The organism is Actinomadura sp. NPDC000929 (assembly GCF_040492065.1).
GTDB classification, from domain to species: Bacteria; Actinomycetota; Actinomycetes; order Streptosporangiales; family Streptosporangiaceae; genus Spirillospora; species Spirillospora verrucosospora.
Genome location: NZ_JBEUPA010000109.1, coordinates 1 through 19,868 on the forward strand (window position 1 = coordinate 1; position 19,868 = coordinate 19,868).

A 19,868-nucleotide genomic window follows, 5' to 3' on the forward strand; every position below is an offset into this window, starting at 1 on the left:
ACACAAGTCACTTGCCCCCCCGGGGGCCCCGGCGGCGGCCGCGCCCCCCCCGCCGGGACCGTCGCGGGTCACACGACCAACGACGAGAGAAGCGAAGAGAGCGATGGCCAACTTCACCGCCGCTGACGTCAAGCGGCTGCGCGACCTGACCGGCTCCGGCATGATGGCCGTGAAGAACGCCCTCACCGAGGCGGACGGCGACTTCGAGAAGGCGACCGAGCTGCTGCGTCTCAAGGGCGCCAAGGACGTCGGCAAGCGCGCTGAGCGCACCGCCGCCAACGGCCTGGTCGCCGAGCACTTTGCGAACTCCGGTGACGGGGCGCTCCTGGAGCTCAACTGCGAGACCGACTTCGTCGCCAAGAACGCGCAGTTCATCGAGCTCGCCCAGCGCCTGGTCGAGTTCGCGGCCGCCAACGGCGTCACGGACGCCGCCGGCCTGCTGACCACCGAGATCGAGCCCGGCAAGACCGTCCAGGCCCTGATCGAGGAGAACAGCGCCAAGATCGGCGAGAAGCTGGAGCTGCGCCGGTTCGCCCACTTCCAGGGCGCCTACGTGGCCAGCTACCTGCACAAGTCCGACCCGTCGCTGCCGCCGACCACCGGCGTGCTGGTCGAGCTGGACAGCGAGAACGCCGAGGTCGCCAAGGACGTCGCCCAGCAGATCGCGGCGATGGCTCCGAAGTACCTCACCCGCGAGGAGATCCCCGCCGAGGCGATCGAGAAGGAGCGGGCGCTCGCCGAGCAGCTCACCCGCGACGAGGGCAAGCCCGAGCAGGCGATCCCGAAGATCGTCGAGGGCCGGGTGAACGCCTACTTCCGCGACTTCGTGCTCGTGGAGCAGGCGTTCGTGAAGGACAACAAGAAGACGATCGCGAAGGTCCTCGACGAGGCCGGCGTGAAGGTCGTCCGCTTCGCCCGCTTCAAGGTCGGGCAGGCTTAAGGGCACTCTGGAGACGAGTACCCGAGACATAGCGAACGCAACGAGGAGGCCGCCGACGTGCCGGACAAGACGACCAGTAGCGCGACGGCGGCCTCGTCGTCCGGCCAGCACGCGCCGCGCGCGGGCTGGAAGAGGGTGCTCCTGAAGCTCTCGGGCGAGGCCTTCGCCGGACGCGACCCGCTCGGCATCGACCCGGAGGTCGTCCAGCACGTCGCCGAGGCGATCGCCGAAGCCGTCCGGGACGGCGTGCAGGTGGCGGTCGTGTGCGGCGGCGGGAACATGTTCCGCGGCGCCGTCATGGCGGAGCGCGGCATGGACCGCGGGCGCGCCGACTACATGGGGATGATCGGCACCGTCATCAACTGCCTGGCCCTGCAGGACTTCCTGGAGAAGCTCGGGCTCGACACGCGGGTGCAGACCGCCATCACCATGAGCCAGGTGGCCGAGCCCTACATCCCGCGCCGCGCCATGCGGCACCTGGAGAAGGGCCGCGTGGTCATCTTCGGTGCCGGGCTCGGTCAGCCGTTCTTCTCCACGGACACCACCGCCGCCCAGCGCGCGCTGGAGATCGGTGCGGAGGCGGTCCTGAAGGCCACGCAAGTGGACGGTGTCTACGATGCCGATCCCCGAAAGAATCCAGACGCGGTCAAGTTCGACCGTTTGGAATACGGTGAAGTTCTACAGCGGAGCCTGAAGGTCATGGACGCCACGGCCATCAGCCTCTGCATGGACAACGCGCTCCCCATCGTGGTCTTCGACCTCATGGGGCAGGGCAACATCGTCCGGGCCGTCCGGGGTGAGAAGATCGGCACGCTGGTCAGCCCGGCGGAGGGCTGACCGCAGCCCACGGCCGCGCCGGACGCGGCGCGGAACCGCAGGATCAGGGCCGACCAGATGACACGGGAGTCACAGTGATCGACGAGACCCTCCTCGAAGCCGAGGAGAAGATGGAGAAGGCGGTCGCGGTCGCCAAGGAGGACTTCCAGGCCATCCGCACGGGCCGGGTCACCCCCGCGATGTTCAACAAGATCACGGCCGAGTACTACGGGACGCCGACGCCGATCAACCAGCTCGCGTCCTTCACGCTCCCCGAGCCGCGGATGGTCGTCGTCCAGGTCTTCGACAAGTCGTCCATGCAGGCGGTGGAGAGGGCCATTCGCGACAGCGACCTCGGTGTGAACCCCACCAACGACGGCAACGTCATCCGGGTCGTCTTCCCGGACCTGTCGGAAGAGCGCCGCAAGGAGTTCATCAAGGTCGCCGGCACCAAGGCGGAGGAGAGCCGGGTCTCCATCCGCAACATCCGGCGCCGCGCGAAGGACGCCCTCGACAAGCTCGCCAAGGACGGCGAGGTCGGCGAGGACGACGTCAGGCGTGCCGAGAAGGATCTCGACGACACGACGCACCGCTACGTGGCGCAGATCGACGAGCTCCTTGAGCACAAGAAGGCCGAACTGCTCGAAGTTTGATGAGACTTGACGACGCCGGGGAGCCCTCGGGCTCCCCGGACGAGCCGGAGGTCGACATGGCCGGCCCACCCCCCGGAGAAGCACTGGCCTCGCCCCCTGGGCAGGGGCGGGACGGCTCCGGCGACCCCCCGTCTTCCGATGGCCCCTCGCCTTCCGGCGGCGCGACGCCCGCTGGGAAGCCCGAGAGCAAGACGGGGCGAAACCTCCCGCTCGCCATAGGTGTGGGCGTCGCGCTCGGCGCTCTCGTGCTGCTCTCGCTGTACACGATCAAGGAGATCTTCCTTGGCGTGATGGTCGTGTTCCTGTTCCTCGGTATGCGGGAACTGACCGAGGCTTTCAAGAGCCGCGACATCCGTGTCCCGTTCATCCCTGTCGCGACGGGAATGGTCGGAACGCCGGTCGTCGCCTACGTGTGGGGCTCCACCGCCACCATCGCCGCGGTCTCGCTGACGGTCCTCGCGCTGCTGATGACGCGCCTGACCGAGGGCGCCTCCGGATACGTGCGGGACGTCACCGCCGGGTCGCTGGTGGCCGGCTACCTGGTGCTGATGGGCGGGATCGTCGCGCTGCTGATGCGTCCCGACGACGGCGACCACCGCATCGTCATCTTCATCGCCACGACCGTCGCCAGCGACATCGGCGGGTATTTCGCCGGGTCCTTCCTGGGCCGGCACAAGCTCGCGCCCACGATCAGCCCGAAGAAGACCTGGGAGGGCGTCACCGGGTCCGCCGTCACCTGCATGATCGTGGGCGGGTGGCTGGTGTGGTGGCTTCTGGACGGCGGTCACATCTGGCAGGGCGTGATCATCGGACTCGCCGCCGTGGTCACCGCGACCGCAGGCGACCTCGTCGAATCGATGATCAAGCGGGATCTCGGGATCAAGGACATGGGAACGCTCCTGCCCGGCCACGGGGGAGTGATGGACCGCCTCGACTCCCTCGTCGCGACGGCCCCCGTCGTCTGGCTGCTGCTGGAACTGTTCGTCCCCAGCTAGGACGTCCTGGGGGCGTTCCGCGGCTCGACTGCGGACCGCCCCTGAGAGACAGGCCGCCTTAGGAAACGACCCAGGAACGGCCCTGCTGGGCCAGACGCCGGATGAGCGCGTCCGACCCCTCGCTCTTGGCGAACCGGTGCTCCTCGCCCGTGATGGGCACGAGCCACAGCCATCGGACGGCGTCGCCGGCGAGTGTCAGTCCGGTCATGCCAGGCGCCTCAGGACCCGCGAGACGGTTCGGGTCGTCCAGAAGAAGCACACCCTCCCAGGACGACTCGCCGTTGCCGAGGGGGAACGTGCGAGCCTCGTGGTACCACTTGACGACGTCCCCAGGCGCGAACCACGTCACCGACCGCCACGGGTACTGCGCCAGCCACGGGAAGATGCTGCCTGACCGCTGACTGGGCAGCGTGCTGGCGACGGCCAGTTCTATGCGTCCGTATGGGGCGACGTCGTCCTCGTACAGTTCGACCGTAGGCATTCGCTGGCGGCTCATCCCGACCGTGCTCAGAACGGTGAACTGCCGGTCGCCCCTTGCGGGACGCTCCGAGACCCCGACCGTCGGGGCCATGCTCGGCCTGCCGCCCGCCAACTGGCGTCCGACATCGTGCCAGTAGTGGCCACTGGGACCCAGCCTCTGCAGGAGGTGACCGAGGATCGACTGCTGGAACTCCGCCCAGGAGCCGTCTGCGCGGCATCTCTTCCAGTGCTCGCGTGCTTGCTCGACGCGAGGCCCGAAGTCCTCGATCCCTTCGTCCAGAGGGAAGGCGAACGGGCTCTGCAGCGTGGCGTCGCGGGCGTAGCCGGGAATGCCGCGCCCCATGTCAGACCAGCCGGGGATCACCAGCAGCAGGTCGCCCCCCTCAAGCAGGGCCACGCCGTCGCCCTCCTCGAACCAGACGACCTCCAGCGCTTCAGTGTCCAGCGCCGGGCGTCCTGCGGGGTGGCGCACGTGGGACTCTGGCAGAAGGGGCGCGTGGCCCGCGTCGAGCCGCGACCGGTCCAGTTCCCGTGGGGCCTCGCGGTGGTTCGCGACCCAGACCGCCCCGACCACCGAGTCGCGCGCGTCCTTCAGGTAGGCGGCGGTGACCTCGCCGTCGGTCTCCACGGTGAGTCGCCGGCTGCCGTACGGGCTGGCCGCCGCGTGGACGACCGTGGCCGCTGACCCCCGGGGCGAGGCGGCGCCCCTGCGCAAAACCGACATGATCGAGACCTTAGTCGCAGACAAGGCCGTGTGCAGGAATGTCGCTGTTCAGGTATGGGCGGACGTCCAGGACGGACGATGCACGCACAGGTGTTTGCGACACTGGAAGGACCATGTCTACCACCCAGCCCTCCGCGACCGGTGCCGCGCCCAAGAAGACCCCGGCGAAGCTCGTCTTCGCCGCACCGAGGCGCGGCAAGCCGCCGAGGCATCTCGCCGACCTCACCACGGCCGAGCGTCGCGAGGCGGTCGCCGCACTGGGGGAGAAGCCGTTCCGCGCCGACCAGCTGTCGCGCCACTACTTCGCGCGCCTCGTCGACGATCCCGCCAAGATGACGGACCTGCCGGCCGCTGTCCGGGATCGGCTGGTGTCCGAACTGCTGCCTTCGCTGCTGACCCCAGTACGCGAACTGGACTGCGACGGCGGAACGACACTGAAGACCGTCTGGAAGGCCTTCGACGGCGTCCTGTTCGAGTCGGTTCTGATGCGGTACCCCGACCGGGCGACGATGTGCGTCTCGTCCCAGGCGGGCTGCGGGATGAACTGCCCCTTCTGCGCCACCGGTCAGGCAGGGCTCACCCGCAACCTTTCCACGGCCGAGATAGTCGAGCAGGTCGCCGCGGGCGCGCGCGCACTCGCCCGTGGGCGCGTCCCAGGGGGCCCCGGCCGCGTCTCCAACATCGTCTTTATGGGCATGGGCGAGCCCCTGGCCAACTACAAGGCCGTGATAGGCGCGGTCAAGCGCATCACCGATCCGGCGCCCGCCGGGCTGGGCATCTCCCAGCGCTCGGTCACGGTCTCCACGGTCGGGCTCGTACCGGCCATCGAGAAGCTCGCCGCCGAGGACATGTCGGTCAGGCTGGCCGTGTCCCTGCACGCCCCCGACGACGAGCTGCGCGACGACCTCGTGCCCATCAACAACCGGTGGAAGGTCTCCGAGGTGCTCGACGCCGCCTGGGCCTACGCCGAGCGCAGCGGGCGCCGCGTCTCGATCGAGTACGCCCTCATCAAGGACATCAACGACCAGGCCTGGCGGGCCGATCTTCTCGGAAGGCTCTTGCGCGGCCATCTCGTACACGTCAATCTGATCCCGTTGAACCCAACGCCGGGTTCCAAGTGGACCGCCTCCCGGCCCGAGGACGAGCGCGAGTTCGTCCGGCGCCTGGAGGCCCACGGGGTCCCGGTCACGGTGCGCGACACTCGGGGCAGGGAGATCGACGGGGCCTGCGGGCAGCTGGCCGCGGCGACCAAGGACTGAGCGCGCCGCGGGGCGCGTTCCCGGCGCCGCGCGGAGCGCGCGGACACGGCTGAGGAGCGCGGTGCCGGTGAGGACGGGTACACGGCTGCCGGTGGTCTTGCGAGGCTACGACCGGGACCAGGTCGACGCCCTGCTCAAACGGATCTCGCAAGCGCTGAGCGGCGGACCGCCGGTGCCCGCGGACGAGGTGCGCCAAGCCCGGTTCACCACCGTCCTTCGCGGCTACGACCACCGCGCGGTGGACGAGCTGCTCCGCGAGTGCATCAGGGAACTCCAGGCCCGCGCGCCGATCGCGGAGCGCCCCGGCCGCACCCGCGCCCAGCCGGCCTGGCTGATCAACTGGATCCAGAACGCGCGCTTCTCCGGTGCCGGCCTGCGCCCCGGCTACGACGTGCGGGATGTGGACGCCTTCCTCGAACGCGTGATCGCCGGCCTGCGCGGCATCGCCCCGCCCGTGACCGCCCGGGACGTGCGGGAGAGCGCGTTCCGCACCGTCCGGTTCGGGCCCGGTTACGACGAGCAGGAGGTCGACCGCTTCCTGCTGCAACTCGCGGCGGCCCTCGAACGCTGACGAAGTTATCCACAATTTCGCAGGACGTGGCGCACCGCGTGACGGTCGCGCCACGCTACGTGCATGGACCCTTTCGCCGTACAGTACCGACGGCTCCGAGCCCTGTTCGACGCCTTCCTCGCGCCGGAGATCACGGCCATTCTGCTGCCCCTGACCAAGCCCGGGCTTCGCCTCTCCACCCGCGGTGAGGTGCCCGTCCACCTTGGAGGCACCCCGCAGCTGCCGCCGGACGAGCCATGGCCGACCTGGAAAGGCCGCCCGCTCGACTTCTTAGGCGCGATCGACTTCGCGGGCCTCGCCGGCCTGCCGAGGGTGCCCGGTCTGCCCGCTTGCCGCGCCGCGTTCTACTACGCGAGCGGGCTCCCGCGTCCCTGGGGCGACGAACCGAGCCAACGCGACGGCTGGCGCGTCTTCACTGGCACCCTCCGCCCGGCGACCCCGCCATCAGGCGCCCTTTCCTACCCGCAGGTCACGCTAGGCGCCGCTCCGTTCCTCTCCTTGCCTTCTCCCCAGGAGGCCGACATCCAACGCTTGGAGATGGTCTACGACGGGATCGTGCCCGTGTACGAACAACTGCACGCCGCGTGGACGCGCCACACCTGCCCGGACGAAGCCCCCGCGCACCAACTGGGCGGCTGGCCGACCCTCGTCCAGCGTCCCATCGGCCCCGACTGCCTGTACGCCTCGACCGGCCGCACCCTGAACTCCCTCCATCCTCCGGCCCTCACACCGGACGAGCAACGCGCGGTCGAGGAATGGCACCTCCTCCTCCAACTCGACTCCGACGACCGCCTCGGCTGGTACTGGGGCGACCCGGGCCGCATCTACTTCTGCAACCGCCACGACACCCCTTTGGAGCAGACATGGCTAACCGTCCAGGCCGCGTAACCCACCCGAAGGCATCGCCCGACCAAACGCCCGCTGGGCCAAATCAGCCTCCACAGCCTCACACCCTCGGGAACACACCACCCGACGGGCGGCGGCCCATACCGTCGCCCCGGTGGCCGTCCCGGCCCCCCAACGACGAGATGCCTGCGAACAAAGACGGCCGCGAAGAGGAAGCGGCGAGGAGCGTCAACCCACACGGCCGTCGGCCCGTAGCGTCGCCCCGGTGGCCGTCCCGGGCTCTCAACGGCGAGATGCCTGCGGGTAGAGCTGGCCGCGAAGAGGAAGCGGCGAGGAGCATCAGCTCATACTGGCGGCGGCCTGGGCCCTGCCAACATGCTGTGCCGCAGTCGAAGGCGGACAGAGGCTGTCGCTTACCTCTTCCTGTACAACCACACCAACGAGATCGGCCGGACCCTTCCGGGGCGCGGCACGCACATGGCCGTGATGACTACCCCAGCCACAGAGGCTTAGCTCCGTCCGTTCAAAGCCCTGCCGGACGACGCAGGCGCGGCGTGACCTGGTGCTCGCTGGGGTCGCTCTCTATGGCGCCGTCCCCGCGCGGTGCTGTGCGTCCCAGCTTGTTCGGGCCGGAGAACTCCCGTGAGACGAGTGCCCGTGGTCGAGTGCTCACGGGACGCGGCGGCGTGATGGTCGCCGTGGCCGCCGGAACGCTTTACCCCGTCCGTCCAAGAATCGAAGGCCTCTGTGGCAAGGGCCGGGTCAGCGGGCGAAGGCGCGGTGTGAGCTGGTGCTCCTCGGGAGTCGCGCCCGCGACACCGCCGCCGAAGGGTGGATGCACCACCGCGGGGAGCGGTCAGGGGGTGCGGTGGGTGGTTACGAAGTAGGCAGTGCCTACGACCGTGGACCAGATGAGGAGGTGGAGGGCGGTGACGGGGAAGTGCGAGACGAAGACGTTCGGGCCGTCGTGAGCTGCGCGCATCCAATCGATCATCGGGATGGAAAGCCAGGAGAGCCGTCCCATGCCCAGGAGGAGGAGAGCGGTCGCGCCGCCGAGAAGCGCCAGCAGCGAGATCCCGGGATCGGGGATGAGAAGGCGACTCGTCCACGCCCCGAGGAGCGTGCCGGGGACGGCCACGAGGAGGTTCAACGCGCAGCCTGCCAAGATCGCCCGTCCCGGCGAGCCCGCCTGGAGGGCCTGGATGAGAGGAATGGCCAGTGTCACGACGCCCAGTGAGACGTTCACCCCGTAGGCCGCGAGCAGGCCCGCCCACGTGGGCGCGGACGGGTGGCGGGCCGCGGTGGCGGTCAGAGCGCGCTGCTCATCGGGCTGTGTGTCCAGGAGGGCGCGAGCCGACCACGCCCACACGGGGAACATGATCGCCGCCACATCCGCGAAAGTCCGCACCGCGAGCTCGCCCGCGTCGGGACCGCTCGGCCCCTGCGCGAGGACCAACGCCACCAGCAGAGCCACGACGATCAGCGGCTGCAGGACGCGCAGCGAGCGGAGGTAACCCGCTACGTGGAATCGGACAAGTGCGATCACTCTTCACGCCTCCGCACCCGGTAGCCGTCGGCCCTCAGCTTCGTCTCCACGGTGTCGGCCTCGTCTCCGGGCACCTCGACCTCCAGGACGGTCCAAGGACTGGTGTCCCCCGGGGCCAGCGGTGTCACGGAGCGGTTGGCGACGTGCAGGCGGTCGACGCCGGGCATCGCCTCGATGCAGCGCTGGTGGTCGCTGACGACGACCGTGGTGCCGCGCGAGGCCAAATCGGAGATCAGTTCGGGGAGGGAATCGCGGGTAGCGGCGTCCAGGCCCGCGAAGGGCTCGTCCAAGATGAGCAGCTCGGGGTCCGCCATGAGCGCCTGCGCAAGCCCGATCTTTTGCGCGCTGCCCTTCGAGAGCTCGGACAGCCGTACATCTAGGAGATGCGCAAAGGCCAGCCGCTCTGCCCAGACGTCACCAGTGCCAGCGGGGATGCGGCGGATGGCCGCCAAGTGGCCCAGGTAGGCGCGAACGCTGAACGGCTGGTCGACCGGAAACCGCTCCGGCGCGTACCCCACTCGTGCGGGACGGCCTTCGACGACGCCCGCTCGTGGCCTGCGCAGGCCGGCCATCACTCGCAGCAGCGTGGACTTCCCCGCGCCGTTATGCCCGGTCACCTCAGTGACGCTTCCTTTCGGAAGCGTCACGGTGACATCCCGAAAAACCCATGGGTCCCGGCGCCGATAACGAAAGGCGACACGCTCGAGCCGCATGGCACCGGAACTGTAGACACCTCTCCGTAAGGACGGCGTTAGCTCCACCCACGCCACCCGCGCCTGAACCTAGCGCTGGAGTCACGGGTGTGAGTCAAGCGACCTCTTGCGTGCACCAGCAGGCCAGGAAGGCCCAGTCTTCGATAGCGAAGCCCGGCGGCCCCTGACATGCCTTCGTCTGCGAGCCGCTGCTCGCAGCGCCGATCGCTGCGGAGCCGTTCCGCAGGGCGACGTCTGGCACCGAAGGACTGTGGGGTACCTCAGCGATGGGCTTGATGACGCGGCGTGCGGCCCGGCTGGCGCGCTTGGGTGGCCTGCAGCCCTACCTGCGGCCGTGCTGACGTGGCGTGAAGCCCGGTTGGCGCGCTTAGGGGCCTGTAGCCCCTACACGCTGCTGTGTTGGCGTGGCCTGACGTGGTTTGGGGCGCTGACGTTGTCTGAAGTGCTGAGGTGGCTTGGGGGCTGGCGGGGCTTGGGACTCCTGGCCGACCTTTGGAAAGTTCTCGGCGTGGCCTGACGGTGAGCCAGCACTATGCGCAGACTTCCTCGGCCTTCGCGGTCAGGGCGCGCGGCCCGTTGTGGTGCGTTGGGTGCCGGTGGTGGGGTGGGGGTTGTTGGGGGATTGGGTTAGGTGGGGGTGGTTAGGGCTTTTGAGAGGCGGGCTGCGTAGTCGGCGGCCTCGGTGTCGGAGGCGTATTTCTGGCGGGGCCAGAAGAAGCCGCGGAGGCCGTCCTTCGGGTTGCGTGGAACCACGTGTACATGCAGGTGGGGGACGCTCTGGCTGATCCGGTTGTTCATGGCGACGAACGAGCCGGCTGCTTCGAGGACGGATTCCATCGCCTGGGCAAGGCGTTGGGCTTGCGCGAAGAACGGGCCTAGAAGGTCCTCGGGCAGGTCAGTGAGCGTCTCGTAGTGCGTCCGCGGGACCAGCAGGGTGTGGCCCTTGAAGAGAGGGCGGGTGTCGAGGAACGCCATCGCGTCCGGTGCGTCCAGCACGACGTGCGCGGGCCGCTCTCCCTTGATGATTTCGCAGAACAGACATGCCTTGCTCACAGCCTCACCCATCCCCCTATTCTCCAGCCCCACCCGCAGGCAACGGCACATCGGCCCGATGTGATCGATGGCTCCGAAGGCGACGTCGGCGCCACCCAGCAGGCGAGCGCTCTGGTTCGCGGCCGGGGCCTCAAGGACGAGCCGTGCTCGGGTGCTCCCGCACCGTGCCTGGCGGTGATTGGCCTGGGCTCCGGCCGGGTGCTGGTCGCTGAGAGTGGTTGGTCGTTCTGTGTGCTTTGTCAGGCCCGTCTGGCCGCGATTAGCTCTTGGCGGTCACGACTCTGAACTCCTGCTGGTGATGGCTGGCCGCTAGGAGGTGTTGCGCTCTGGGGTTCTCTGGGGTCGTTTGCCTGGACTCGCTCATGGTGGCGGTTGGGTGGGTTGGGTTTCTGCCGGTGCTGTGTTGGTGGTGGGTCGTTCTACGTCTGGCTGGCCGTGATTGGTGCCTGGTGGTTGGGCCAGGTTTTGCTGGTGCTGGTGGCTGAGGGGGTGGCTGTTCTGGGAGCGCTGGTCGCCGCTAGTGCTTGCGTTTGAGAGTGGCTGAGTGGAATGGGAGTGTTGATCATGGGTGGGCTGGGCGGTTTGGTTGCCCTGTGGCGGCGGTCGTCTGGTGGTCGTGTTCGACCGCCGCCGGGGAGGGGTGTCAGCGTGTGGGCTTCGTCTGATCAGGGTGGGTCAGGACAGGGCCAGCAGCAGGGCCGTGTAGGGAGGGATCGGGTCGGGGGCGGGCTCTGCCGCCTCTTGCGCCGCGGCGTGTTCGTAGAGGTCGCGTTCGGCGCGGTCCAGGGCGGCTGACAGGACGAAGTCGGTGACCGACCAGCCGATCAGCTCGGCCGCCGCGCGGATCACGAGAAACTGCTCCGCGGTGGTACGGAAGGTGATGTGATCGTCGGCGGGATCGGCCGGAAGGTCCTGGCGAACCGACTCGGGCATGGCCGGTCTCCTTCCTTGCGGCCTTTCAAAGTACGCCGCGAGGAGTTGCCAGGACATCCCCTCTGAGAACGAGAATCGGCGGTGTCCGGCGGAGTCAGCGGGTTCCCCAGGAGTAGGTCTGTTTGCGAAGTTTGAGGTACACGAAGCTCTCGGTGGAGACGACGCCCGGGACGGCGCGGATACGGCCGAGAAGTTCCAGAAGACGTTCGTCGTCCTCGCAGACGAGCTCCAGGAGGATGTCGAACGAACCCGCGGTGATGACGACGTAGTCGATCTCGTCCAGGGCGGCGAGCTCGTCGGCGATCTTCTCCAGGTCGCCCTCGCACCTGACGCCGATCATCATCTGGCGGTGGAAGCCGAGCATGAGCGGGTCGGTGACGCCGACGATCTGCATCACGCCGGTGTCGAGGAGCTTCTGCACGCGCTGGCGCACGGCGGCCTCGGAGAGGCCCACGGCCTTGCCGATGGCGGCGTAGGAGCGGCGGCCGTCCTGCTGGAGCTGCTCGATGATCTGCTTGGCGGTCTCGTCGAGCTGGACGCGGGCTGCCCGTTCCATCCGGTTCTCCTAGCTGCGGCATCGAGGGTGTGAGGCCTCTGGGCCAAGTGAATCAGTCGTGAAATTCGATCGTAACAACGGAATCACTTGTGTTGGACGGACTCCTCTGTAAGGGTCGGGCCAACAGGACACAACGGGCGACGGCGCCCAGGAGGGACCTGAGGATGAGCGGCGAGCGGCTGCGCAACTTTATCGGCGGAGAATACGTCGACGCCAAGGACGGGCGGACGCTGGAGGTGGTCGACCCCAGCACCGGCGAGACGTACGCGGAGGCGCCGGTGTCCGGCGCCGAGGACGTCGACGCCGCGTTCCGTGCGGCGTCCGACGCGTTCCCCGCCTGGCGCGACGCCACGCCGGGGGAGCGGAGCCTCGCGATGCTGCGCTTCGCGGACGCGGTCGAGAAGCGGGCGGAGGACCTCGTCAGGGCGGAGAGCCGGGACACCGGCAAGCCCGTCCAGATGACCCTGGACGAGGAGGTGCCGCCGATGGTGGACAACCTCCGGTTCTTCGCCGGCGCGTCCCGGGTGCTGGAGGGCAAGGCGTCCGCCGAGTACATGGCCGACCACACCTCCTCGATCCGGCGGGAGCCGATCGGGGTGTGCGCCCAGGTGACGCCCTGGAACTACCCGATGATGATGGCGATCTGGAAGATCGGGCCGGCGCTGGCGACGGGCAACACCGTGGTGCTCAAGCCGTCCGAGACGACCCCGGCGAGCACGCTGATGCTGGCGGAGATCGCGGCCGAGTTCCTGCCCCCGGGCGTCTTCAACGTGATCTGCGGCGACCGCGGCACCGGGCGCTCGCTGGTGGAGCACCCGACGCCGCAGATGGTGTCGATCACCGGAAGCGTGCGGGCCGGTATGGAGGTCGCCGCGTCGGCGGCCAAGGACCTCAAGCGGGTGCACCTGGAGCTCGGCGGCAAGGCGCCGGTGGTCGTGTTCGACGACGCCGACGTCGAGGCGGCGGCGACGGGTATCGCCGAGGCCGGGTACTTCAACGCGGGCCAGGACTGCACGGCGGCCACCCGCGTGCTGGTCGCCGACCGGCTGCACGGGGAGTTCACCGAGGCGCTCACCGAGGCCGCCAAGGGGACGGTCGTCGGGCCTCCGAGCAACGCCGACGCCTTCTACGGGCCGGTGAACAACGCGAACCAGTTGGAGCGCGTCCAGGGCTTCATCGAGCGGGCGCCCAGCCACGCGAAGGTCCTCACCGGTGGCGAGCGCGTGGGGGACCGCGGTTACTTCTTCGCCCCGACCGTCGTGGGCGGCCTCAGGCAGGACGACGAGATGGTGCAGAACGAGGTCTTCGGCCCGGTCATCACCGTCCAGAGCTTCTCGGACGAGGCTCAGGCCGTGGAGTGGGCCAACGGCGTCAAGTACGGCCTCGCCGCCAGCGTGTGGACGCAGAACCACGGCCGCGCCATGCGCATGAGCAAGGCACTGGACTTCGGCGCCGTGTGGGTCAACACCCACATCCCGCTGGTGTCGGAGATGCCGCACGGCGGCTTCAAGCACTCCGGCTACGGCAAGGACATGTCGATGTACGGAATCGAGGACTACACCCGCGTCAAGCACGTCATGCACTACATCGGCGGCTGAGCGCCGCCGACCGGAGCCCGTGAAGGAAGTCCCGCCCATGACCGAGACCCAACCCGCCGCGGCGCGCGACGATCCGGCCGTCGCGGTCCCCGCGATCGAACTCGCGGGAGTCGAGAAGGATTACCACGCCTACGGCGAGACCGTGGCGGCGGTGCGCGGCGTCGACCTGTCGATCGCGGAGGGGGAGTTCTTCTCCCTGCTCGGCCCGTCGGGATGCGGCAAGACGACGACCATGCGCATGATCGCCGGCTTCGAGGAGCCGACGGCGGGGCGGGTCCGGCTGCGCGGGCAGGACGTCACGGACGTGCCCCCCAACAGGCGCGACGTGAACATGGTGTTCCAGTCGTACGCGCTCTTCCCCCACATGAGCGTCTTCGAGAACGTCGCGTTCGGCCTGCGCCGGCGCGGCGTTCCGAAGGCGCAGATCACGCGGCGGGTGGGGGAGATGCTGGAGATCGTCGACCTGGCGGGACGGGAGAAGCGCCGCCCCGCCGAGTTGTCCGGCGGCCAGCAGCAGCGGGTCGCGCTGGCCCGGGCGCTGGTCAACGAGCCGCGGGCGCTGCTGCTGGACGAGCCGCTCGGCGCCCTCGACCTGAAGCTGCGCCAGGCGATGCAGGTCGAGCTGAAGCGGATCCAGCGGGGGGTCGGCGTCACGTTCGTGTACGTGACGCACGACCAGGGCGAGGCGCTGACGATGTCGGACCGCATCGCCGTCATGAACGACGGGGTGATCGAGCAGCTCGGCACGCCTCGGGAGATCTACGAGCATCCCGCGACGCGGTTCGTGGCCGGGTTCATCGGCACGTCCAACCTGCTGGAGGGGGAGGTCACCGGGACGGGGCCGGGCGGGGCGGTGCTCTCCCACGGCCCCGACGGCCGGATCGAGGTCCCGATGCGCCACGGCCGGGAGGCCGTCGCGGGGGAGCGCGTGGAGCTCACCGTCCGCCCCGAGAAGATCGGGATCGGGCTGGACAGGCCGGGGGACGGGCAATGCGCCGTCCGGGGGACCGTGACCGAGGTCGTGTACCTCGGGACGTCGACGAACTACAACATCACCACCTCCGCCGGCGCCGACGTCGTCGTGTTCCTGCAGAACGCGACGTCCGCCGACGACATCGCCGTGCGCGGCGACAGCGTCTGGTTGTCGTGGGATCCGCGCCACTCGTACGCCATTGGAGCCCCGCAATGAGCCAGTTCGACCCCGCTTTCCTCCGCGGACTCACAAGGCCGCGCCTGGCGCGCTCCGGCGCGGGCGGCCCGGCTCGCCGCGACGTCCTGAGGCTGATGGGCGCGGCCGGCGCCGGGCTCGCGCTGTCGGCGTGCGGGGTGAAGGGGCAGGGCGGCAAGGAGAAGGTCACCCAGAGCGACGTCGAGAAGTACTGGGCGAACAAGGCCAAGAGCGGCAGGCTCAACTGGGCGAACTGGCCGGGCTACATGCAGGACGACCGGGAGACCATCAAGGCGTTCGAGAAGGAGACGGGCGTCAAGGTGACCTACAAGGAGGTCATCCAGGAGATGGGCCCGTGGTTCGGCAAGATCCAGGCTCCGCTGGCCGCCGGGCAGTCCATCGGCTTCGACCTGATGGTGATGACGAACGGGATCCAGCTGGAGCAGTGCCGCCAGCTCGGCTACCTGGCGCCCCTCGACCTGTCGAAGCTGCCGAACTTCCAGGCGAACGCGGGCCCGTCGTTCAAGAACCCGTCCTACGACCCGGGCAACGCCTTCACGATCCCGTACGAGTCGGGGGTCACCGGGATCGCGTACAACACCAAGTACGTGAAGGAGGAGATCACCAGCATCGCCCAGCTGTTCGACCCGAAGTACAAGGGCAAGGTCGGCATGATGGGCGACTCGCAGGAGCTCGGGAACTTCGGGATGTTCCTGCTCGGCATCGACCCGGAGAAGTCGACGAAGGCGGACTGGGAGAAGGCCGCCGCCAAGCTGCGCGAGCAGCGCGACAGGGGCATCGTCCGCAAGTACTACAGCCAGGACTACGTCGACGCCGTCAGCAAGGGCGACGTGTGGATGACCATGGCGTGGTCGGGGGACGTGTACAGCCTGACGAGCCCGGACGTGAAGTTCGTGGTGCCCAAGGAGGGCGGCACGATCTGGACCGACAACCTGTGCATCCCGAAGACCGCCGAGAACCCAGTGGACGCGCTGACCCTCATGAACTGGCTCTACGTTCCCGAGAACAACGCGCCGCTGACCGAGTTCATCAACTACATGCCGCCGATCCCGGCCACCCAGAAGCTCCTCGCGCAGAAGGCCGAGCAGGCGGGCGGCGACGACAAGAAGGACCTGACCCGGCTCAGCGCCAGCCCGCTGATCTTCCCGTCGCAGGCCGACCTGGCCCGGCTGCGGCACTACCGGCGGCTCACGCAGGCGGAGGAGACCGAGTACCAGAAGATCTTCGAGCCGATCTCCAAGGGCTCGTGATGGGCGGGGTGCGGGGACGGCTCGCGCCGTACCTGATGATCCTTCCGGGCGGGTTGTGGCTGGCGGCGTTCTTCCTCGTCCCGATGGTGCTGATGGTGTCCCTGTCGCTGCAGACCGGGAACCTCATCGACGGCTTCCAGCAGACGCTGCACTGGCAGAACTACACCGACGGGCTCAGCACCTACGGCGACAAGTTCGTCCGGTCGCTCTGGTACGGGCTGCTGGCGACGGTCGCGTGCATCGTGCTCGCCTACCCGGCCGCGTACTGGATCGCGTTCCGCGGCGGGCGCGCCAAGTCGACGTACCTGTTCCTCCTGCTGCTTCCCTACTTCGTCTCGTTCATCCTGCGGACGGTGTCGTGGAAGCTCGTCCTCACCGACAACGGGCCGGTCCTCGGGCCGCTGCGCGACCACGGCGTCCTGCCGGAGGGCTTCCACGTCCTCGACACCGGCGTCGCGGTCGTGTCCGGGCTCGCCTACAACTTCCTGCCGTTCATGGTCCTGCCGATCTACGTGGCGCTCGAACGCATCGACCCGCGCGTGGTGGAGGCGGCCTACGACCTGTACGCGAGCCGCGCGCAGGCGTTCCTCCGGGTCATCCTGCCGCTGTCGCTGCCCGGCGTCTTCGCCGGCGTGATCATGACGTTCGTGCCGGTGTCGTCGGACTACGTCAACGCCGAGGTGCTCGGCGGCCCGCAGAACACCATGATCGGCAACGTCATCCAGACCGAGTACTTCAACAACAGCGCCTACCCGACGGCGTCCGCGCTGTCGTTCGCGCTGATGGCGATCCTGCTCGTCGGGATCTTCGCCTACGCGCGCACGCTCGGCACGCAGGACGTCCTGGAGGCGGCGGGACGATGACGACGCACACCAAGGCCCCCGCGGCGCCCGCCGAGACCCCGCGGCGGCGCGCACCCCGGCGCCGGATCTCCGGCCTGCACCTCTACACCCTCGTGCTGATCGCGTGGCTGATCCTGCCGATCGCGATCATGATCCTGTTCGGGTTCAACGACACCCGCAGCAAGCAGAACTTCGAGTGGCAGGGCTTCACGCTCCGCTGGTACGCGCACCTGTTCGACAAGAGCGACCTCACCGCGGCCGTCGTCAACTCGCTGACGATCGCGCTGCTCAGCACGCTGATCACCACGGTCATCGGGACGTTCGCGGGCCTCGCGCTCGGCCGGTACCGGTTCCGCGGCAAGGGGTCGACGAACCTCGTGCTGTTCATGGCGATCTCCTGTCCGGAGATCGTGATGGGCGCGTCGCTGCTGTCGATGTTCGTCACGTTCAACCTGCCGCGCGGCTACCTGACGATTCTGCTCGCGCACGTGATGTTCTCGATCGCGTTCGTGGCCGTGACGGTCCGGGCCCGCGTCGTCGGGCTCGACCCCGCGGTGGAGGAGGCGGCGCAGGACCTCGGCGCCGGCCCGTGGACGCGGTTCCGCCTGGTCACCCTGCCGATGATCATGCCGGGGGTGCTGGCGGGGGCGCTGCTGGCGTTCGTGCTGTCCATCGACGACTTCGTCATCACCAACTTCACCAGCGGCGCCACCGTCACGTTCCCGCTGTGGATCTACGGTTCCACCAGGACGGGGACGCCGCCGCAGGTCAACGTGATGGGGACGATCATCTTCGCGGTCGGCGTGCTGATCGCGGTGGTGTCGGCGCGGCGCAGCGCCCGCGCGCGAACGCGAGCATGAACGCGAACGTGGCCGGGGCGCTCGCCGACGCCGCCCCCGAGGCGTTCTGGCTCGGGGACCCGGCCCGCCCCGAGGCGGGTCCGGCGCTGTCCGGCACGCTGACGTGCGACCTCGCCGTCGTCGGCGGCGGCTACAGCGGCCTGTGGACGGCCATGCTCGCCAAGGAGCGCGACCCGTCCCTGGACGTGGTCGTGCTGGAGGCCGGCCGGATCGGCGCCGCCGCGTCCGGACGCAACGGCGGGTTCTGCGCCGCCAGCCTCACCCACGGCCTGGAGAACGGCCTCGGGCGCTGGCCGGACGACGCCCACACGCTCGAACGCCTCGGCTGGGACAACCTGCGCGCCATCGCGGAGACGCTGACCCGCCACGGCATCGACGCCGAGTGGGAGCCGACGGGGGAGATGAGCGTCGCCACCGAGGAGTGGCAGGTGCCCGCGCTCCAGGAGGCGGCGGAGAAGGCCTACGAGCACGGCTGGCAACCGATCATGCTCGGCGCGGAGGCGGTCCGCGCCGAGGTCGACTCGCCCACCTACCTGGCGGGCCTGTGGGACCGCGATGCCGTCGCCATGGTGCATCCGGCCAAGCTCGCCTGGGGCCTGGCGGACGCGTGCCGCGCCCTCGGGGTCCGCGTCTTCGAGAACACCCGCGTCACGGCGCCGCGCACCGACGCCCGCGGGCTCCGGCTGGCGGCCGCCGCGCCCCCGCGGCGGGGCGACCGGGCGCCCCGCCCGCTCGGGACGGTCACCGCCCGGCACGTCGCCCTGGGGACCGGCGCCTTCCCGCCGATCCTTCGGCGCCTGCGCAACTACGTCGTCCCGGTGTACGACTACGCGCTCGTCACCGAGCCGCTCACGCCCGCGCAGCGCGCGTCCATCGGCTGGCGGCACCGGCAAGGGCTCGGCGACAGCGCCAACCAGTTCCACTACTACCGGCTCACCGCCGACGACCGCATCCTGTGGGGCGGCTACGACGCCGTCTACCACTTCGGCAACGGAATGCGTCCCGCGCTGGAACGGCGCCCCTCCACGTACGCGACTCTGGCCCGGCACTTCTTCGCGACGTTCCCGCAACTGGAGGGTGTGCGGTTCACCAACGCCTGGGGCGGCGTCATCGACACGTGCAGCCGCTTCTGCGCCTTCTACGGGACGGCCTACGACGGCAGGCTCGCATACGCGGCGGGCTACACCGGCCTCGGTGTCGGCGCCACCCGCTTCGGAGCCGACGTCATGCTCGACCTCCTGGGGGTCGGTCTCGCGCCCGGCGAGGAGACCGAGCGGACACGGCTGGCGATGGTGCGCTCCAAGCCCGTCCCGTTCCCGCCCGAGCCGCTGCGCTACGGCGTCATCGAGCTGACCCGGCGCGAGATCGCCCGCGCCGACCGCAACGCGGGGCGCCGGGGACTCTGGCTCCGCACCCTCGACCGCATGGGCCTCGGCTTCGACTCCTGAACGGGGATCAGTCCGGCGACTCTTCGACCGTGCCGAAGATGACCGACGAGACCTCCAGGTACAACTGCTCCGGATACGGCATGAAACCGACGTTGCGCAGCGCCTGCTTCTGGCCCGCCGACTCCATCACGAACTCGCCGTAGCCGAAGACCCGCCCGAGCACCGAGCGGTTCAGCGCGATGTCGGTGACCTTGGCGAGCGGCATCATCGCGACGTTGCGGTTGAGGACGCCGTTGACGACCATCACCCGGTGCTCGGTGACGAGGAAGAAGTCGACCGACCAGGCGATCACCTTCCAGGCCAGGTAGCAGACCGCGATCAGCCACAGCCCCCAGATCCAGACCTGCCCGCTGACCGCGCTCGCCGCGCCGCACGCGATGAGCCCGGCCACGACGACCCCGACCGGCAGCAGCAGGACGGCCGGATGCCGCCGAACCGCGATGACACGGCCCTCGTAGGACATCAGATACTTGTCGACCGTCCGCGACGAGGTGTCGCGGTGCACCATCATGTCCTGCAGATTCACGGCGTGTCCTCGTCATGATCCGGGTGGGACAACCGTAGCCGACGCGGCACCGGAGGTGCAGGGGCCGCAC

General features: G+C 69.3%; 20 protein-coding genes. 13 read left to right on the forward strand and 7 right to left on the reverse strand.

What is annotated here, in order from left to right; all coding sequences use genetic code 11:
- Positions 1–103 precede the first annotated feature (103 nt).
- The 4 genes from tsf (at position 104) to ABWI04_RS29780 (ending at position 3,404) form a co-directional block, all read left to right on the forward strand.
- On the forward strand, positions 104–940 hold the full coding sequence (gene tsf, locus ABWI04_RS29765) for a translation elongation factor Ts (protein ID WP_345175019.1): 837 nt from the start codon (positions 104–106) through the stop codon (positions 938–940).
- Positions 941–1,075: 135 nt separating this feature from the next.
- The gene (pyrH, locus tag ABWI04_RS29770) at positions 1,076–1,777 is read left to right on the forward strand and encodes a UMP kinase (protein WP_378189359.1); all 702 of its coding nucleotides are present in this window, start codon (positions 1,076–1,078) and stop codon (positions 1,775–1,777) included.
- Positions 1,778–1,851: 74 nt separating this feature from the next.
- Entirely contained in the window at positions 1,852–2,409 is a 558-nt protein-coding gene (frr, locus tag ABWI04_RS29775; protein ID WP_345175023.1) for a ribosome recycling factor, read from the forward strand.
- The gene (locus ABWI04_RS29780; RefSeq protein WP_353834520.1) at positions 2,409–3,404 is read left to right on the forward strand and encodes a phosphatidate cytidylyltransferase; all 996 of its coding nucleotides are present in this window, start codon (positions 2,409–2,411) and stop codon (positions 3,402–3,404) included. The genes frr and ABWI04_RS29780 overlap by 1 nt, the downstream gene beginning before the upstream one ends.
- Positions 3,405–3,462: 58 nt before the next feature.
- Here the strand turns inward: ABWI04_RS29780 and ABWI04_RS29785 are convergent, their stop codons facing one another.
- The gene (locus ABWI04_RS29785; RefSeq protein ID WP_345175028.1) at positions 3,463–4,608 is read right to left on the reverse strand and encodes a suppressor of fused domain protein; all 1,146 of its coding nucleotides are present in this window, start codon (positions 4,606–4,608) and stop codon (positions 3,463–3,465) included.
- A gap of 113 nt (positions 4,609–4,721) precedes the next feature.
- Here ABWI04_RS29785 and rlmN point away from each other — a divergent pair, with 113 nt between their 5' ends.
- From rlmN to ABWI04_RS29800, 3 genes are all read left to right on the forward strand, one after another.
- Entirely contained in the window at positions 4,722–5,867 is a 1,146-nt protein-coding gene (rlmN, locus tag ABWI04_RS29790) for a dual-specificity RNA methyltransferase RlmN (RefSeq protein WP_345175030.1), read from the forward strand.
- Positions 5,868–5,934: 67 nt separating this feature from the next.
- Complete coding sequence (locus ABWI04_RS29795) at positions 5,935–6,438, forward strand: DivIVA domain-containing protein (RefSeq protein WP_345175032.1); 504 nt, start codon at positions 5,935–5,937, stop codon at positions 6,436–6,438.
- A gap of 63 nt (positions 6,439–6,501) precedes the next feature.
- Complete coding sequence (locus ABWI04_RS29800; RefSeq protein ID WP_353834521.1) at positions 6,502–7,326, forward strand: DUF1963 domain-containing protein; 825 nt, start codon at positions 6,502–6,504, stop codon at positions 7,324–7,326.
- Between the two features lie 814 nt (positions 7,327–8,140).
- Here the strand turns inward: ABWI04_RS29800 and ABWI04_RS29805 are convergent.
- The 5 genes from ABWI04_RS29805 to ABWI04_RS29825 all read right to left on the reverse strand — a co-directional run bounded on the left by ABWI04_RS29805 (position 8,141) and on the right by ABWI04_RS29825 (position 12,085).
- On the reverse strand, positions 8,141–8,830 hold the full coding sequence (locus ABWI04_RS29805) for a hypothetical protein (protein ID WP_345175036.1): 690 nt from the start codon (positions 8,828–8,830) through the stop codon (positions 8,141–8,143).
- Complete coding sequence (locus ABWI04_RS29810; RefSeq protein ID WP_353834522.1) at positions 8,827–9,543, reverse strand: ABC transporter ATP-binding protein; 717 nt, start codon at positions 9,541–9,543, stop codon at positions 8,827–8,829. The genes ABWI04_RS29805 and ABWI04_RS29810 overlap by 4 nt, the downstream gene beginning before the upstream one ends.
- A gap of 627 nt (positions 9,544–10,170) precedes the next feature.
- Positions 10,171–10,608, reverse strand: a complete 438-nt coding sequence (locus tag ABWI04_RS29815; RefSeq protein WP_353834524.1) for an HIT family protein — start codon at positions 10,606–10,608, stop codon at positions 10,171–10,173.
- Positions 10,609–11,271: 663 nt separating this feature from the next.
- Positions 11,272–11,529, reverse strand: a complete 258-nt coding sequence (locus ABWI04_RS29820) for a type II toxin -antitoxin system TacA 1-like antitoxin (protein ID WP_185023107.1) — start codon at positions 11,527–11,529, stop codon at positions 11,272–11,274.
- A 94-nt stretch (positions 11,530–11,623) separates the two neighbouring features.
- On the reverse strand, positions 11,624–12,085 hold the full coding sequence (locus ABWI04_RS29825) for an Lrp/AsnC family transcriptional regulator (RefSeq protein WP_345175044.1): 462 nt from the start codon (positions 12,083–12,085) through the stop codon (positions 11,624–11,626).
- Between the two features lie 164 nt (positions 12,086–12,249).
- On the opposite strand from ABWI04_RS29825, the gene ABWI04_RS29830 reads away from it, so the two are divergent.
- Genes ABWI04_RS29830 through ABWI04_RS29855 form a run of 6 tightly spaced genes read left to right on the forward strand, consistent with a single transcriptional unit; the run spans position 12,250 to position 19,272 of the window.
- Positions 12,250–13,683 carry a gamma-aminobutyraldehyde dehydrogenase gene (locus tag ABWI04_RS29830; protein WP_345175046.1) on the forward strand — a complete coding sequence of 478 codons (1,434 nt, stop codon included), beginning with the start codon at positions 12,250–12,252 and terminating at the stop codon, positions 13,681–13,683.
- Positions 13,684–13,720: 37 nt separating this feature from the next.
- Entirely contained in the window at positions 13,721–14,872 is a 1,152-nt protein-coding gene (locus tag ABWI04_RS29835) for an ABC transporter ATP-binding protein (RefSeq protein ID WP_345175048.1), read from the forward strand.
- Positions 14,869–16,122 carry a polyamine ABC transporter substrate-binding protein gene (locus tag ABWI04_RS29840; protein ID WP_353834525.1) on the forward strand — a complete coding sequence of 418 codons (1,254 nt, stop codon included), beginning with the start codon at positions 14,869–14,871 and terminating at the stop codon, positions 16,120–16,122. The genes ABWI04_RS29835 and ABWI04_RS29840 overlap by 4 nt, the downstream gene beginning before the upstream one ends.
- The gene (locus ABWI04_RS29845) at positions 16,122–16,985 is read left to right on the forward strand and encodes an ABC transporter permease (protein ID WP_345175054.1); all 864 of its coding nucleotides are present in this window, start codon (positions 16,122–16,124) and stop codon (positions 16,983–16,985) included. Before ABWI04_RS29840 ends, ABWI04_RS29845 begins: the two co-directional genes overlap by 1 nt.
- On the forward strand, positions 16,982–17,824 hold the full coding sequence (locus tag ABWI04_RS29850) for an ABC transporter permease (protein ID WP_345175056.1): 843 nt from the start codon (positions 16,982–16,984) through the stop codon (positions 17,822–17,824). The genes ABWI04_RS29845 and ABWI04_RS29850 overlap by 4 nt, the downstream gene beginning before the upstream one ends.
- A complete protein-coding gene (locus ABWI04_RS29855) occupies positions 17,821–19,272 on the forward strand; it encodes an NAD(P)/FAD-dependent oxidoreductase (RefSeq protein ID WP_353834526.1) in 1,452 nt (483 codons plus the stop codon). The genes ABWI04_RS29850 and ABWI04_RS29855 overlap by 4 nt, the downstream gene beginning before the upstream one ends.
- A 7-nt stretch (positions 19,273–19,279) precedes the next feature.
- Here the strand turns inward: ABWI04_RS29855 and ABWI04_RS29860 are convergent, their stop codons facing one another.
- Positions 19,280–19,798, reverse strand: a complete 519-nt coding sequence (locus ABWI04_RS29860; protein WP_345175058.1) for a PH domain-containing protein — start codon at positions 19,796–19,798, stop codon at positions 19,280–19,282.
- Positions 19,799–19,868 lie beyond the last annotated feature (70 nt).

What these genes read in the sequence shown, in the direction of transcription:
- tsf (WP_345175019.1), top strand. Translation starts at nt 104, where the DNA reads ATGGCCAACTTCACCGCCGCTGACGTCAAGCGGCTGCGCGACCTGACC.
- ABWI04_RS29780 (WP_353834520.1), top strand. Translation starts at nt 2,409, where the DNA reads ATGAGACTTGACGACGCCGGGGAGCCCTCGGGCTCCCCGGACGAGCCG.
- ABWI04_RS29785 (WP_345175028.1), bottom strand. Translation starts at nt 4,608, where the DNA reads ATGTCGGTTTTGCGCAGGGGCGCCGCCTCGCCCCGGGGGTCAGCGGCC.
- rlmN (WP_345175030.1), top strand. Translation starts at nt 4,722, where the DNA reads ATGTCTACCACCCAGCCCTCCGCGACCGGTGCCGCGCCCAAGAAGACC.
- ABWI04_RS29800 (WP_353834521.1), top strand. Translation starts at nt 6,502, where the DNA reads ATGGACCCTTTCGCCGTACAGTACCGACGGCTCCGAGCCCTGTTCGAC.
- ABWI04_RS29810 (WP_353834522.1), bottom strand. Translation starts at nt 9,543, where the DNA reads ATGCGGCTCGAGCGTGTCGCCTTTCGTTATCGGCGCCGGGACCCATGG.
- ABWI04_RS29815 (WP_353834524.1), bottom strand. Translation starts at nt 10,608, where the DNA reads ATGGGTGAGGCTGTGAGCAAGGCATGTCTGTTCTGCGAAATCATCAAG.
- ABWI04_RS29820 (WP_185023107.1), bottom strand. Translation starts at nt 11,529, where the DNA reads ATGCCCGAGTCGGTTCGCCAGGACCTTCCGGCCGATCCCGCCGACGAT.
- ABWI04_RS29825 (WP_345175044.1), bottom strand. Translation starts at nt 12,085, where the DNA reads ATGGAACGGGCAGCCCGCGTCCAGCTCGACGAGACCGCCAAGCAGATC.
- ABWI04_RS29830 (WP_345175046.1), top strand. Translation starts at nt 12,250, where the DNA reads ATGAGCGGCGAGCGGCTGCGCAACTTTATCGGCGGAGAATACGTCGAC.
- ABWI04_RS29835 (WP_345175048.1), top strand. Translation starts at nt 13,721, where the DNA reads ATGACCGAGACCCAACCCGCCGCGGCGCGCGACGATCCGGCCGTCGCG.
- ABWI04_RS29840 (WP_353834525.1), top strand. Translation starts at nt 14,869, where the DNA reads ATGAGCCAGTTCGACCCCGCTTTCCTCCGCGGACTCACAAGGCCGCGC.
- ABWI04_RS29845 (WP_345175054.1), top strand. Translation starts at nt 16,122, where the DNA reads ATGGGCGGGGTGCGGGGACGGCTCGCGCCGTACCTGATGATCCTTCCG.
- ABWI04_RS29850 (WP_345175056.1), top strand. Translation starts at nt 16,982, where the DNA reads ATGACGACGCACACCAAGGCCCCCGCGGCGCCCGCCGAGACCCCGCGG.
- ABWI04_RS29855 (WP_353834526.1), top strand. Translation starts at nt 17,821, where the DNA reads ATGAACGCGAACGTGGCCGGGGCGCTCGCCGACGCCGCCCCCGAGGCG.